This window comes from Clostridium sp. C1 (assembly GCF_018223625.1).
GTDB lineage: Bacteria > Bacillota_I > Bacilli_A > Erysipelotrichales > Coprobacillaceae > Allocoprobacillus.
Window position 1 is genome coordinate 1,490,957 of sequence record NZ_CP073631.1, and the last position, 14,465, is coordinate 1,505,421.

A 14,465-nucleotide genomic window follows, 5' to 3' on the forward strand; every position below is an offset into this window, starting at 1 on the left:
TATTTAAATATATTATAATAGATTTAAAATATGTATACAATGTACACATATTCATGATTTATACAATATTAGACACATTGGTTCAAACTGTCCAATATTGAAGGAGGGGATTTGAATGAGAACTGAATATCGTAACGCAACACGTTCAAAATTATTAATAAAAAAAGCTTTTATTGATCTTTTAAAAGAAAAACCTGCCAGCAAAGTGACAGTCACTGATATTGTTCATGAAGCCAATATTAGTCGTGGGACATTCTATGCCCATTATTTAGATACAAAGGATTTACTAGAGAGTTTTCAACGTGAATTCATTGAACAGATTTTATATTTTACACGTAAAAATCATAAGCTGACATTAGTTGAACAGCTCAATACATTATTAATGAAAATTTTAGATATTTTAAAGAATGACTATGAAACATACTGTATTTTATCTAATCAGGATTTTACATTTGAATTTTATAATGAAATGAGAGATGCAATGATTCAAGAATTACAACAGGAGTTTTCTCTTTCTCCAGAAACCAAAAGAAGACTTCATATATTCATTGGTGGCTTTATGATGTTATTAAGGGAATGGCTGCAAAAAGGGAATTTTGAATCTATGGATGAGTATGCACAAACATTGTCTACATTGATTACAGAGAATTTGTAGGAGTTTTTTTATGAATAATCAATTAACACAGGGTTCTATTACAAAATCATTAATTTTATTTTCTATTCCTATGATTATAGGAAATTTATTACAACAGTTCTATAATGTTGCTGATACATTTATTGTAGGACAATTTTTAGGTTCTGATGCTTTAGCCGCAGTTGGATCTTCTTTTACTTTAATGACTTTTTTAACATCTATTATTTTAGGATTATGTATGGGAAGTGGTATTTTATTTTCAATGTACTATGGTGGTCAACAAATAGATAAAATGAAAACATCTTTTTTTATTTCTTTTATTGGTATTGCTGTGTTTTCTATTTTATTAGAAATACTTTGTCTACTTTGTATCCACCCTATTCTTCATTTCATGAATATTCCTCAGGATATTTATCAACAAAGCTATGATTATCTTTTTATTATTTTTATTGGTTTCTTTTTTACTTTTCTTTATAACTATTTTGCATCTTTATTAAGAGCTTTAGGTAATTCAAGAGTTCCTCTTTATTTTCTTGCTGTGGCAACTTTAATTAATATCTTTTTAGATGTTTATTTGATTGTATCATTTCATATGGGTGTTGGTGGTGCAGCTCTAGCCACCATTATTGCTCAAGGTGTCAGTGGCTTTGGTATTATGATTTATGTTTTTATAAAACAAAAAGATCTTTTACCAGCACGTCAGCATTGTTATTTTGACTATGATATTTTTATGAAAATTAAAGATTACTCTCTCCTCACATGTATTCAACAATCTGTTATGAATTTTGGTATTTTAATGATTCAGGGATTAGTCAATAGTTTTGGTGTCATCACTATGTCTGCTTTTGCTGCAGCTGTAAAAATTGACTCTTTTGCATATATGCCTGTACAAGATTTTGGTAATGCTTTTTCTACTTTTATCGCTCAAAATCAAGGTGCTCATCAACAACAACGTATTCAAAAAGGATTAAAATCCGCTGTTATTATTTCAGGAATTTTTTGTTTGTTGATTTCATTGATTGTCTATATATTCGCTCCAACATTGATGCTTATTTTTATTCATCCAGAAGAAGTAGAAATTATTCGTCAAGGTGTACAATATTTGCAAATTGAAGGTATGTGTTATTTAGGTATTGGATGTTTATTTTTACTTTATGGTTATTATCGTGGGATTGGAAAACCAGGTATTTCTGTTGTTTTGACAATTGCTTCTTTAGGAACACGTGTTGTTTTAGCTTATGCTTTTGCACCATTATGGGGAACGGTGGCAATTTGGTGGGCCATCCCTATTGGCTGGTTCTTAGCTGATGCTATTGGCATTATTTATGGTATAAAAAAAGAAAATTGGTTAGAGAATCAGCAACAATAAAGAAAGGATTTTTTAAACCCTTTCTTTATTGTTTTTATAGCATGTTATAAGCAACTTAAAGACATCTTGTTCATTATGTATTTGATGAATATGCATACCTATAACCTGTAACATATGTTCATCACATTGTTGAATACGTTTTTTGATTTCCGGTGTCAACTGTCCAAGTACATTTTGCAGTAAATGAAGAATCAACATCTGTTGTCCTTCTCTACGTCCTGTTTTAATTCCTTCTTCTTTCCCCTTTTTTCTACCATCTTCCATTCCTATATGAATGGCATCTTTCCATAATGAATACATTTCCATTTTTCATCTTCCTTTTAACAACTCATTATCCAAAATACCCCATCTTCTTGCAAGTAAAGAATACTTAAACATCATTTCCTTTATCCATATCAGATAAAATCACTATGCAACAACTCACATCAAAAGTTTTAAAACATCTTGTTCATTATGTATTTGATGAATATGCATACCTATAACCTGCAACATATGTTCATCACATTGTTGAATACGTTTTTTGATTTCTGGTGTCAACTGTCCAAGTACATTTTGCAGTAAATTAAGAATCAACATCTGTTGTCCTTCTCTACGCCCTGTTTTAATTCCTTCTTTCATTCCTTCTTTAATTCCTGCTTCACGTCCTGTTTTAATTCCTTCTTCTTTCCCTTTTTTTCTACCATCTTCCATTCCTATATGAATGGCATCCTTCCACAATGAATACATTTCCACTTTTTCTTCACCTTCCTTTTCAATAATTTCAACCAATTCTTCCTGCCCCGTTAAAGTTGCCAATACCTTAGCAACTTCCTTTGTAACAACCATGTTTTGAAGCCCTGCTACATTCTTTTTCCAGATCAATTGTAACCCCTTGATCAGCTGCCTGTTCTCCTGATTTCTAAAAAGATGATAATCCAATTCTTTAAGATCAACAACCTTTATTTTCCAATCATTACCTAGTCTTTTAAGATATTCTGGTGCTTCAATACGATCCATTAATGATGTCAAAGCTTTCCATTTTCCTTCACCATGATACAACACTAAACTTATAACAAGCATGAAACGACAACCTTTTTGATGCTTATCCTGCAAAGCATAATTAAGAGCATCATACAATAAAATTCTCGAAGTCATTGTATAATCTGATTGACTTTGTGCTTCCATGTTAATAAGAACCTGCCAGAATCCTGTATCCCATTTCATTGTGATATCATTTCTTTTTTCGATTGAAAAATGATAATCTGCATAAGTTTTATCATTTTGGTATGGAAACAGGTATGAAGCATCAACGACCTTTTGTCCATCAAAAAATAAAACATTTAAAAAATCAGCAAAATGACCCGGATGTCCAAAAAAATCCCTCATAACATGATCTTTCTTTAAAACAGACATTATTCATGTTCCTCCCTTAGGAAGGTCTATAAAAATTATATCATTTTATTTGCTATAAGTAAATATTTGTAAATTTTTATTTCCCTCCCTAATTTATATATACGCAAAAAAGACTTCATTTTTCTTTTTTTATTTCAAATTTTTTTAATTTATCAAAACAAAAAAAGAAGGAAATTCATTCCTTCTTCATGTTTTAATCTAAATCTTCACCATTAGAAGCAATTACTTTCTTATACCAGTCATAAGAATCTTTTTTGCTTCTTTCTAATGTTCCATGTCCTTCATTATCTCTATCGACATAGATAAATCCATAACGCTTCTTCATTTCTCCTGTTGTAAATGATACACAGTCAATACATCCCCATGGTGTATAGCCCATTAAATCAACACCATCTTCTTCGACTGCTTTTTTCATTTCCTGAATATGCGCTCTTAAATAATCAATGCGATATGGATCATGACATGAACCATCAGCTTCTTTGACATCAATCGCTCCAAATCCATTTTCTACAATAAATAGTGGTTTTTCATATCTTTCATAGAAAATATTCAAAGCATATCTTAACCCTTCTGGATCAATTGCCCATCCCCAGTCAGATACTTTGATATATGGGTTTTCTACACTGTATTCACTTGAACCATCAGTTGCAGTAGAAACATCTTTATGTGCTGTAGAATCAACAGTATTTGTCATATAATAACTAAATCCAATATAATCCACTGTTCCTTCAGCTAGAATTTTTTTATCTTCTTCTGTTATATCAATATCAAATCCTTTTCTTTCAAACATCTTCAATGCATATGCTGGATAATGTCCTCTCACTTGTACATCACAGAAGAACCAGCGATCATGCATCATTTGTGTTGATAATACCATATCAGCAGGTCGACAAGAATATGGATAAATAGGAACCATTGCTATCATGTTTCCAATCTTGAAATTAGGATTAATTTCTTTACCTGCTTTGACAGCTAGTGCACTGGCAATAAGAGTATGATGAGCGCATTTATACATCGCTTCTTCTGGATTATCATAATTTCCAAAATGAACTCCACTGTTTGTCCATCCAAAGATATCATTCTTGTAATTCATCTGATTGTTAATTTCATTGAAAGTCATCCAGTATTTGACTTTATCTTTATATCTTTCAAAGCAGACTTTTGCAAACTTCACAAAGAAATCAATAGTCTTTCTGTTCATGAATCCACCATATTCTTTAGCTAAATGATAGGGCATTTCAAAATGAGATAATGTAATAACGGGTTCAATACCATATTTCAATAATTCATCAAACACATCATCATAGAACTGTAATCCTTCTTCATTGGGTTCATCTTCATCACCTAATGGAAAGATACGTGTCCATGCGATAGATGTTCTAAAACATTTAAAGCCCATATCCGCAAACATAGCAATATCTTCCTTGTAGTGATGATAGAAGTCAATCCCAACATGATTAGGATAATAGTTACCTTCAATCACACCATCAGTAATCACTCTAGGAACACCATGTGCTCCAGCAGTCATTACATCAGCAACACTTAAACCCTTAGATGTTTCAAGAACACCACCTTCAAATTGATGGGCAGCTAAAGCACCACCCCATAAAAAATCTTTACTTAAAACCATATTACGCCTCCTTTATACTTATAAATTTATTATATAAAATTCACTTTAAATGAACAATAATATATTTCTATTATATTTAAAATTGAAACAATTACAGAATGAGAACTTACAAAACGTGAAAATATTGTTGAAAAACTTTTTTTAAAGATAAAATCATCACAATTATCGAAATCATTATTTGAACAATTAATAATATAGGGTTTTCTATACAATATTGAATACAATTTAACATTGGATAAAAAGATATATCTTTGAAACAATCTATCTGATTATAAATAAGAAATAAAGGAATAACAAACAGACATAAACTTATAAATAATGTTGTCATAGTATGTCTGGCTTTCACACTAATCATCAATAAAAAACTCGTTAAGCTCATGCAAATAATAAATTTAATCAACCCATCTATAAGAAACAAATGACCTAAAGTCAATACAGAAGGTAAAGATCGAAAAGTTGGTATAGAAATGACAGATGCTCCTAAAGATGAAAAACCATAGACACTATGTAAAAAGATAAGAGGTGTTCCATAAAAAATGCTCATCCCTATTCCTATTATAATAACACATCCTATAATTTTTAATTCTAGGATTCTATGATTTCCATTAATTGTTATTTGACTAACTTCATTAACATGATTTTCATATTCAATATTAATAACTTGATATAAACTTAGTGACAAGAAAATCATCAGCATTAAACTAGGTGCTAAACTCCATGAAGAAGATAAAAAATATTCCTCATACGGGCGTTCATAAACAAATTCAGCTTGGGGATGTTTTTGAATCCACTCATATTGTTCCTTGACATCATTAAAAACATTCTCTCCTATCAACTTCATAGAAATATTTTCTTTAAGAGATTGCTTTTTTTGTGATGTGAGATTGATATTATTTTCAATTTTTTCTATTTGTTGATGCAATGAATCAAAATAATCCTGCTGTTGTTCAATCCATTTTATTTTGTCATCAGTAAGAGGTCCTTGTAAATATTGCATATAACTTTGATAAATAGAAGATTCACTATCCATATAAACAGAAACATGATGATATTGATAATATTGTAAAAATAAACTTAAAATAATGAGAAAACCAACTTTTTGTATTTTTATCATCTTATAAAATTCAAAACTGCATAAAGAAGACAAATGAAGACAATGTTTAAATACAAAATGAGCATTTCTCAAAGAAAAATCTCTTTTACAAACATAGATACATATACAACTTATACTCCCAAAAATCAGTCCAGCTATTATAATAAAAATATGTAAATGATAAAGAGTTGTTGGCAATCCAAAAACAGATATATATCGATATGTTTTTAAATAAATATCTGTTTGTAGAAATGAAATCATATTGATATACTTCAATAAATAAAGTGAACTTAAGGGATGAATCATCAAATAACTGAAAACTTCTACTACAAAAAATACCAATATAGATATCCAAGATAAAATTCTATTTTTCAATACCAAACATAAATTCATCATTATTATACCTAATAATGATAATACCAATATTTTAAATCCTATCATCAGACCAATCCACTGTTTGACATTCATTTGTAAAGGACATTGTCTATAATGAGCCATTGACTGAATACTACGCGACAAATCTCCCAATCCACAGTTCCATGCCATATAACCTAATTTTCCTGCATATACCAAAAAACAGATTATACTCGTTATCAAAAACATGACAATGAACTTTGCTATAATTACTTTCATATATCCATTTTGACTTAATTTCAACAAATTCATCAATCCATTTTCTCTTTCTTCCATAATCAGATAATAGGATAAACTCAAGACAATAATCACTAAAAACAAACTCGTAAAATCAAATGAAAACACCATTTCTAGAGGATATTGGATATCATATGTCACTTCAACATGGGTTAACTTTTGAAAATCTTTAGCACTTCTTTCTATTTCATTTTGATTTTGATGACTTTGAAAAATAGAAATTCCTGAAAGTTGTTGAGCCTGTTGTTGAATATCTTTAATATATTGAAAATAAGTCTTTAATTGTGTCATTTCGTCAAACATCATTTCTAAAAATTGAGCATCTTGTTCTAAAGACGATGTATATTGAGGCTGATGATTACTGATATACTCTTGTTGATAATTTTCAACATTAGGATTCTCTTGTAAAAGTTCTTCGATAATTGAAGCATTTTTTTGCTCATTTTGACGTAATTGCGTTAACTGTTCCAAAATCATAAATGACTGATATTTTTCATACTCTTTTTTTGTAAATTCATAACGTTTTTCATTAGGCAAGGAAAGTAAAGTCTGATGAAATTTTTGATAAGCAGATAAGGGAATCTTTTGATTTAAACTTACTGAAAAAAGAAAAAATTGACTTAACAAAAGCAAAATAAGAATAACAATAAAGCTTTTACGTCCTCTCATTTTTATAAATTCATACTTGATTAAAGGCATCATATATCATCACCAAAAATCTTTAAATAAACATCTTCTAAGCAATGAACTTGAAATTGTTTTAGCAAATCTTCTTTTTTTCCTTTTCCAACAATGATACCATCTTTTAAAAAAACAATTTCTTTCGCAAGATTTTCTACATCAGAAACAACATGAGTTGCAATAAAAACAATATGATCATTTGATAGATGAGATAAAACATTTCGTAGTGATACACGTTCTTTGGGATCAAGTCCTGTTGTTGGTTCGTCAAGCAATAAAAGTGATGGATTATTCAAAAGTGCTTGAGCTACTAATATTCTTTGCTTCATACCACCTGAATATGTCTTACATTTTTGTTTGAGAAATTTGTCCATATTCACCAATTGAGCAACTCTATTCACTTCATTTTTTAATTTCTTTTTCTCTATCCCTTTCAACAAAGCCATATAAGTTAAAAATTGTAATCCTGTCATATCTTCATAAAGTCCTTGTTGCTGTGGAGCATAGCCAATATCTAGAAAATAATGTTGCCCCCAATCATCTATTTTCTTATGTTTCCATAAAATTTGTCCTTTTGTTGGTTTAAGCTGACGGCATATAAGTTTCATTAATGTTGATTTCCCTGAGCCATTAGGTCCCAATAATGCATAAATACCTTCATCCAAACAAAGATCAACGTGTTTTAAAACTTGATATGTTCCATAATTTTTATATACATTTTTCATTTCTAACATACTAATCACCTATCTGCTTTATCGTTTGATATTCATTTTGATCGTTGAGAAAATCTTTTTTAGAAATACAACCAATAAATGTCTTATCAACCTCGAATTGCATTGTTCCTGCCCATGTCTTTTCATCATGTCCAATACGATCATATTGGACTAATAGATTATCATGCATTTGAGCTAAAATCGTTACTGCTTCTGTTGGTTTTCTAGTATAATGATGTAATTCAATCATTTTGGGTGAATGAACATCAATGGCATACATATGTGAATAAACTTCATTTTCATCATCATATTCCATCAATACGATATAATCATCCACTATATCAGAGAAATAATATTGATGATTTTGTGGTAAACTCATCAATGTTTTTATTTCCTGTGTTTTTATATCATACATATTTAATTTTTCACCATCACGATAATATATTTTTTTACCATCACATAAATCATAATCATCAAATTTTTGTGATACTCTATACATATCTTTTGTATCAACATCAACACTTGTAAAAATAGTCTTTGCATTCATACATATTTCATCATATTTTTGAGTATTCCCTTGTTCTAGATATTCGGTTATATTTTCAGGATAATCAAAGCCTTCTAAAATAAGTTTTCTACCATCAACACCTGCAATCATCATATCTGGTGCATCACATACTTTTTCACACTTTCCACTTTCTAAATGGATACGATACAACCCTCTTGCTTCATCTGTAACAATAGTATTATCTCCATTCATCTTATATTCTTTTTCCTTTCCCATAATGACATAAACATATTGAGAATCAAAAGCACAATTTGTATCCACAAAATGATAACCATCTTGACAATGATATAAGACTTGGCGATTTTGACCATCTAAATCCATTTTGGCCATTTGTGGTCCTGTTCGTTGACTTTCTCCTAAAGCATTTATTTCCATAGATCCGGTACTATTCATCATATATAAATGATTCCCATACACAAATAAAGAGCTCATAGAATCAAATGGTGAAAGATAAGATGTACAGTTTTCATCTTTGTGTTCACAGCCTGATTGCTTACATAAATAAACTTCCTGATGTGTTTGATAATCACAATAAGCTAATCGACTATTTTCACCATCATTATGAATACGATAAAAACCTTTGTCATTTCCATCACCATATGTTGTATATCGCCTATCTTTCATCGTTAAATTTTCTTTTTGGATATTCGTTTTATGGTCAGTTCCTATTTCATTTTGCTGACATCCGCATAACAATATAAAACATAAAATCATTAATATCTTTTTCATACTTTTTCACCCCACATTCATCATAACAATAAGATGTATCTAAATTGTAAAAAAAGAGTTCTTTTCAATGTTGTTTTAAAAGAACTCCATAATTCATATCTTTACTTAATATTTATAATAGTTTCAGGTGTTCCCAATAATTGAACACCTATTGATAACTGCATTGATTCTGGTTCTTGATCATTTTGACAATAAACTCTTATTTTTAAAATCTGTGACTCATAACCATATTGGTTGTATGACCAATCTTCAATATCATCCAACTCTAAATACTCAATCATATGCCAAGCCATATTTTGACATTGCTTTTCAGTATAATTTTTCCCATTTGCATCTACTACCATAATACTATCAATTTTTTCCGTATCTTTTTCACATGAAAAAGATATATTTTTATAATCTTTATCCATCCTTAAAAGCTGATCCAAATAAGGGTCTTTTTGATCATAAATTGTTCCAAAAGTAATAGGATATCGATCTTGACTTGTTTCTAGTATATCCTGATCAATCACTTTGTATTGCATTAATTTTTCAATTTCTCTTGAAAAAATATTTTGTAACTCTGTGATTCTCTTTTGAGCAGACTGACTATAAAGTTCTTTATTTTTCACAACGTATTGTGGTGAATTCTCATTATGATCATTGGAATAATAATCATTATAGATAGCTTGCACTATAGGGTGATTTTCAATAATTTTTTTCAAATTTGTTGTTTCTATTGTTTTAATATGTGAAAAATCATAATAATCTATGCTATAGACAACAATATAAGGCATAGCCAGTGATAATGATATAATAAGAAAACATATGATTTTGATTTTATATTTTTTCATGATTGACCTCCAAAGCAAAAGACATCGTTGTTCCATTATTAAGCTGCGATTGAATTTGCAAGGAACTATGATGTAATTCTAGAATACGTTTGACAATGGTTAATCCTAATCCTGCACCACCCATAGAGCGAGAACGAGATTTATCTGCCATATAGAATGGTTCTGTTGCCTTTTCTATCGCTTCTTGACTCATACCAATCCCCTGATCACGAATAGAAAAAATAACATGCTGTTGACACTTGTGAATACTCACCTTAACATATTGATTATCTTGACTTGCTTTCAATGCATTATCAATCAAGTTTCTCAACAATACAAATAATAACTCTTCTTGTGATAATACACAAACATCATCATAGTCTATGATTAAACGCTCTTGTTTATTTTGACCGAGATAATAGTTTTTAATTTGTTTTATCACATCTTTTATTTTTACACATTGCCATTGAATCGTTCGATTATTTAAAGCTAATAAATCCATTAAAGTATATGCTAAGCTTTCTAGACGTCTTCCCTCATGATAAATATATTGAGCTGCTTTTTGTCTTGTTTCCTCATCACAATCACAAGTCCTTAATAAATCTGCAAATCCTAAAATAGCTGTCATTGGTGTTTTAATTTCATGAGAAAAACTTGCCATAAATTCTTCTTTTTGAACAACATTATCTTGTAATTGTTGAATGCGTTGTTCATTCATTTGTGCCATATAGTCAAAACTCTGTGATAACTCACCAATCTCATCTTGACTTTGAATACATGTTCTTTCACTATATTGCCCACTTGCTATTCTTTTTGATACTTCATTCAATTTTAAAATAGAACGTGTTAAATAATGAGAAAGAACTTTTAAAATGAAGGAAGCCCCAATAAGCAAGAAACATCCAATGATTAAAAAACTTTGTAATTGTCTATCTCTTTCCTTATATACAAAAGACATATCATAGCACGTTTCAAGATAATAAATATCTGTCCCTACAGTAAAAGAAGAAGTCACAAACATATATTGATTCTTTTGTATTGATTGCATAAAATAGGTGTGATTATGTTCTGATGAAATATAAGGCTTCAAATTTTCATTCATATCTGTATATAATATTTGATTATTATCATGTATCAAAGCATAATATCCATTTTTTTCAACATCTTGAAACTGTTGAACATAATAAATCATCTTATTTTGAATTTGCTGGTTATCTTTTGAATAATATCCTTGAAGACTTATACTATCCTGAAATAGTCTTGATTCTAATGTGTAAAGCTCAATTTGATGGTGTGATAAATATTGATCACGTGTTGTTTTTAAAAGCGTTACATGATTTTGATAAATCATCAATAACATTCCTATTGAAAACATGATTGCTAAAATTACCAGACAGCTATATATAATTTTTTCAGAAAACTTCATTGTTGTACCTCCAACATATAGCCTATACGATAAACTGTTTTAATAGCATGTTGCCAGTTTAATTTTTTACGTAATCTTTGAATATGTAAATCTAAAGTTCTTGTTTCTTCCTTATCATCATTCCAGACTTTTTGATATAATACATCTCTATATAATGCAATATTTTTATTTTGAACTAAAAAAAGTAATAATTCATATTCCATGTGTGTTAGATAGATTCTCTTTCCGTTTTGTATCACTAGTCTTTGATTAAGGTCAATTGTAATATCTAAAACTTTTATCTCATTTAAGCTTTTATGGTAACGTCTTAAAACACTTTCCACTCTTGCTAGTAGCTCATCAATAGAAAATGGTTTTACCAAATAATCATCTGCTCCCATTTTTAATCCTTTTACTCTTTCTTCCACTGTTGATTTAGCACTGATAAAAATGACGGGAACATTTTGTGGCTTAATATACTGCATCAATTCGTATCCATCAATAAAAGGTAACATAATATCTAATAAAATTAAATCATAGTGGTGATAATCAATCAGTATAGACCCTTCTTTTCCATTTTGAGCATAATCGCATTGATAACCCGCTCTTGTTAAATTCATTCCAATTAAATCTCTAATCGCCATTTCATCTTCTACAATTAATATTTTCAATATCATCACCCCTCACATAAAATCATATCAAAAAGTTGTATCATTATTGTATCATAAAAAAAGCTTACGACTGAGCGTAAACTTTATTGAATAACAAATTCACTATAATATGCTTTTTCATCATAATCACTGCCACCTCTAAAATCCTGTATTTCCTTACCAATACGATATTCACCATTTGACAAAGAACCATAGAGATCTTCCCATTGGATATCCCAATGTGTAAAATCCTGTTTTTGAATAGTGTAACTCACATCTGACCAGACAGGTTTTTGAGGTGTAGGAAGTTCCTGCCACTTTCCATCTCTCTTTTCTTCAACCCAATACTTCTCTCCCGTTTGCAAATCTCCTGTGACTTCTCCACCATTTTGACTACAAATCAACGTTAAACCCGTATCTGTTACATTGTCAACATTAAGAACAATGCCCCAAGAATCATCTGTTTCCACTAATTGTAGCGATGATTCTGACTTAGAGACAGATGACTTTTGTGTTTCTTGACATCCTACAATCATTAAACATAATAAACATACAATTAAAATTTTTTTCATAAATACTCCTATTTAAATAAACATGTTGCCGCAATTGCTTTTTGCCATTGTTGATAATATTGTAAAGCTTTTTGAGAATCCATTTGCGAATGATAAGTCTTTGAAATGAGATGTCTACTTTTAATAGCTTCTTGACTTTCATAAAAACCAATCGCTAATCCAGCCAGATAAGCTGCTCCTAAAGCTGTTGTTTCTTTGACTTGTGGTTTCATAATATCAATATTTAAAAGATCACTTTGATACTGCATTAAAAACTCATTGTCAGTTGCTCCACCATCAACAGATAAATGTGTTAATGTCAGATGTGCCTCTTTTTTCATGACTTCTATCACATCACGACTTTGATAAGCAATGGATTCCAATGCTGCACGAACAATATGCTGACGTGTTGTCCCTCGTGTTAAACCAAAAATTGTGCCTCTTACATCATTATCCCAGTATGGTGTTCCTAGTCCAACAAACGCAGGTACTAGATAAACACCCTCATTATCATCTAGAGATTTGGCCATCGCTTCTGTTTCACTGACATGAGCAAATAACTGTAAACCATCTCTTAACCATTGCATCACACTACCACCAATAAAAACTGAACCTTCTAAAGCATAAGTCATTTGACCATTCATTCCCCAAGCAATCGTTGTGAGTAAACCATGATGTGAAACGACCGGTTTTTCACCTGTATTCATTAAAATAAAACATCCTGTTCCATAAGTATTTTTGATGTCACCTGATTGAAAACATGTATGTCCAAACAAAGAAGCCTGTTGATCTCCTGCTACCCCACAGATAGGCGCTCTAAAATGTAGACCACTTAATAACGTTTCATCACTATACCCATAAATACAAGATGATTCTTTGACTTCTGGTAACATTGTTTTAGGAATATCAAAGAGTTTCAATAAATCATCATCCCATTTTAAATCATAAATATTATAAAGCAAAGTTCTTGATGCATTGGTATAATCTGTCGCATGGACTTTTCCTCCCGTTAATTTCCAAATCAGCCATGTATCAATTGTCCCAAACAAAAGATGATCTTTATTCATATTTTCAACATGATCTAAAATCCATCTTATTTTACTGGCACTAAAATAAGGATTAATGATCAAACCTGTTTTATCTTGAATCATTGGACTATAGCCATCTTTAATCAGCTGATTACAAATATCCTGTGATTGTCGTGATTGCCATACAATTGCATGATAGACAGGTTCACCTGTTGTTTTATCCCATACAACCGTTGTTTCTCTTTGATTTGTAATACCAATGGCTTTAATTTGACTCGAGCGAATATTATAGATTGTAAATAAAGATTGCACAACTTCTACAACCGAATTCCATATTTCCTTAGCATCATGTTCTACCCATCCTGAATGTGGAAAATATTGTTTAAATTCTCTTTGTTGCATATAACATAATTGTCCATTTTGATCAAACAATATGGCTCTGGTACTCGTTGTACCTTGATCAATTGCTAAAATATATTCTTCCATAAGCTAACCTCCTACATCTATTGTATCAAATCTGATAATAAAAAACGACTGATTCTACATCAATCGCTCATTC

Annotated in this window: 13 protein-coding genes; 2 read left to right on the forward strand and 11 right to left on the reverse strand. The window is 30.2% G+C overall.

What is annotated here, in order from left to right:
- The first annotated feature begins 115 nt into the window (after nt 1-115).
- Together KEC48_RS08180 and KEC48_RS08185 are read left to right on the forward strand one after the other, a co-directional pair.
- Nucleotides 116-655, forward strand: coding sequence for a TetR/AcrR family transcriptional regulator (locus KEC48_RS08180; RefSeq protein ID WP_087358125.1), 540 nt, complete (start codon nt 116-118; stop codon nt 653-655).
- Between the two features lie 10 nt (nt 656-665).
- Entirely contained in the window at nt 666-2,003 is a 1,338-nt protein-coding gene (locus KEC48_RS08185) for an MATE family efflux transporter (RefSeq protein WP_211965312.1), read from the forward strand.
- Nucleotides 2,004-2,015: 12 nt separating this feature from the next.
- Here KEC48_RS08185 and KEC48_RS08190 read toward each other — a convergent pair whose 3' ends face one another.
- The 11 genes from KEC48_RS08190 to glpK all read right to left on the reverse strand — a co-directional run bounded on the left by KEC48_RS08190 (nt 2,016) and on the right by glpK (nt 14,392).
- A complete protein-coding gene (locus tag KEC48_RS08190) occupies nt 2,016-2,309 on the reverse strand; it encodes a hypothetical protein (RefSeq protein ID WP_087358123.1) in 294 nt (97 codons plus the stop codon).
- Between the two features lie 114 nt (nt 2,310-2,423).
- Nucleotides 2,424-3,395: an Rpn family recombination-promoting nuclease/putative transposase gene (locus KEC48_RS08195; protein WP_211965313.1), complete on the reverse strand. Its 972-nt coding sequence runs from the start codon at nt 3,393-3,395 to the stop codon at nt 2,424-2,426.
- 193 nt (nt 3,396-3,588) lie between these two features.
- Nucleotides 3,589-5,025, reverse strand: coding sequence for a 6-phospho-beta-glucosidase (locus KEC48_RS08200; RefSeq protein WP_211965314.1), 1,437 nt, complete (start codon nt 5,023-5,025; stop codon nt 3,589-3,591).
- Nucleotides 5,026-5,131: 106 nt separating this feature from the next.
- Entirely contained in the window at nt 5,132-7,471 is a 2,340-nt protein-coding gene (locus KEC48_RS08205; RefSeq protein WP_087359299.1) for an ABC transporter permease subunit, read from the reverse strand.
- Nucleotides 7,468-8,184, reverse strand: coding sequence for an ATP-binding cassette domain-containing protein (locus KEC48_RS08210; RefSeq protein WP_087359301.1), 717 nt, complete (start codon nt 8,182-8,184; stop codon nt 7,468-7,470). Before KEC48_RS08210 ends, KEC48_RS08205 begins: the two co-directional genes overlap by 4 nt.
- A gap of 1 nt (nt 8,185) precedes the next feature.
- A complete protein-coding gene (locus KEC48_RS08215) occupies nt 8,186-9,460 on the reverse strand; it encodes a hypothetical protein (protein WP_211965316.1) in 1,275 nt (424 codons plus the stop codon).
- Between the two features lie 101 nt (nt 9,461-9,561).
- Nucleotides 9,562-10,293, reverse strand: coding sequence for a hypothetical protein (locus KEC48_RS08220; RefSeq protein ID WP_087359305.1), 732 nt, complete (start codon nt 10,291-10,293; stop codon nt 9,562-9,564).
- Nucleotides 10,280-11,698 (reverse strand): HAMP domain-containing sensor histidine kinase, encoded by a 1,419-nt coding sequence (locus KEC48_RS08225; RefSeq protein ID WP_087359307.1) that lies wholly within the window; start codon nt 11,696-11,698, stop codon nt 10,280-10,282. Before KEC48_RS08225 ends, KEC48_RS08220 begins: the two co-directional genes overlap by 14 nt.
- The gene (locus tag KEC48_RS08230; RefSeq protein WP_087359341.1) at nt 11,695-12,348 is read right to left on the reverse strand and encodes a response regulator transcription factor; all 654 of its coding nucleotides are present in this window, start codon (nt 12,346-12,348) and stop codon (nt 11,695-11,697) included. The genes KEC48_RS08225 and KEC48_RS08230 overlap by 4 nt, the downstream gene beginning before the upstream one ends.
- An 83-nt stretch (nt 12,349-12,431) precedes the next feature.
- Nucleotides 12,432-12,899, reverse strand: coding sequence for an immunoglobulin-like domain-containing protein (locus tag KEC48_RS08235; RefSeq protein ID WP_087359309.1), 468 nt, complete (start codon nt 12,897-12,899; stop codon nt 12,432-12,434).
- 8 nt (nt 12,900-12,907) lie between these two features.
- Nucleotides 12,908-14,392 carry a glycerol kinase GlpK gene (glpK, locus tag KEC48_RS08240; protein ID WP_211965318.1) on the reverse strand — a complete coding sequence of 495 codons (1,485 nt, stop codon included), beginning with the start codon at nt 14,390-14,392 and terminating at the stop codon, nt 12,908-12,910.
- Between the last annotated feature and the right edge of the window lie 73 nt (nt 14,393-14,465).

What these genes read in the sequence shown, in the direction of transcription:
- KEC48_RS08215 (WP_211965316.1), bottom strand. Translation starts at nt 9,460, where the DNA reads ATGAAAAAGATATTAATGATTTTATGTTTTATATTGTTATGCGGATGT.
- KEC48_RS08210 (WP_087359301.1), bottom strand. Translation starts at nt 8,184, where the DNA reads ATGTTAGAAATGAAAAATGTATATAAAAATTATGGAACATATCAAGTT.
- KEC48_RS08200 (WP_211965314.1), bottom strand. Translation starts at nt 5,025, where the DNA reads ATGGTTTTAAGTAAAGATTTTTTATGGGGTGGTGCTTTAGCTGCCCAT.
- KEC48_RS08190 (WP_087358123.1), bottom strand. Translation starts at nt 2,309, where the DNA reads ATGGAAATGTATTCATTATGGAAAGATGCCATTCATATAGGAATGGAA.
- KEC48_RS08180 (WP_087358125.1), top strand. Translation starts at nt 116, where the DNA reads ATGAGAACTGAATATCGTAACGCAACACGTTCAAAATTATTAATAAAA.
- KEC48_RS08220 (WP_087359305.1), bottom strand. Translation starts at nt 10,293, where the DNA reads ATGAAAAAATATAAAATCAAAATCATATGTTTTCTTATTATATCATTA.
- KEC48_RS08195 (WP_211965313.1), bottom strand. Translation starts at nt 3,395, where the DNA reads ATGTCTGTTTTAAAGAAAGATCATGTTATGAGGGATTTTTTTGGACAT.
- KEC48_RS08235 (WP_087359309.1), bottom strand. Translation starts at nt 12,899, where the DNA reads ATGAAAAAAATTTTAATTGTATGTTTATTATGTTTAATGATTGTAGGA.
- glpK (WP_211965318.1), bottom strand. Translation starts at nt 14,392, where the DNA reads ATGGAAGAATATATTTTAGCAATTGATCAAGGTACAACGAGTACCAGA.
- KEC48_RS08205 (WP_087359299.1), bottom strand. Translation starts at nt 7,471, where the DNA reads ATGATGCCTTTAATCAAGTATGAATTTATAAAAATGAGAGGACGTAAA.
- KEC48_RS08225 (WP_087359307.1), bottom strand. Translation starts at nt 11,698, where the DNA reads ATGAAGTTTTCTGAAAAAATTATATATAGCTGTCTGGTAATTTTAGCA.
- KEC48_RS08185 (WP_211965312.1), top strand. Translation starts at nt 666, where the DNA reads ATGAATAATCAATTAACACAGGGTTCTATTACAAAATCATTAATTTTA.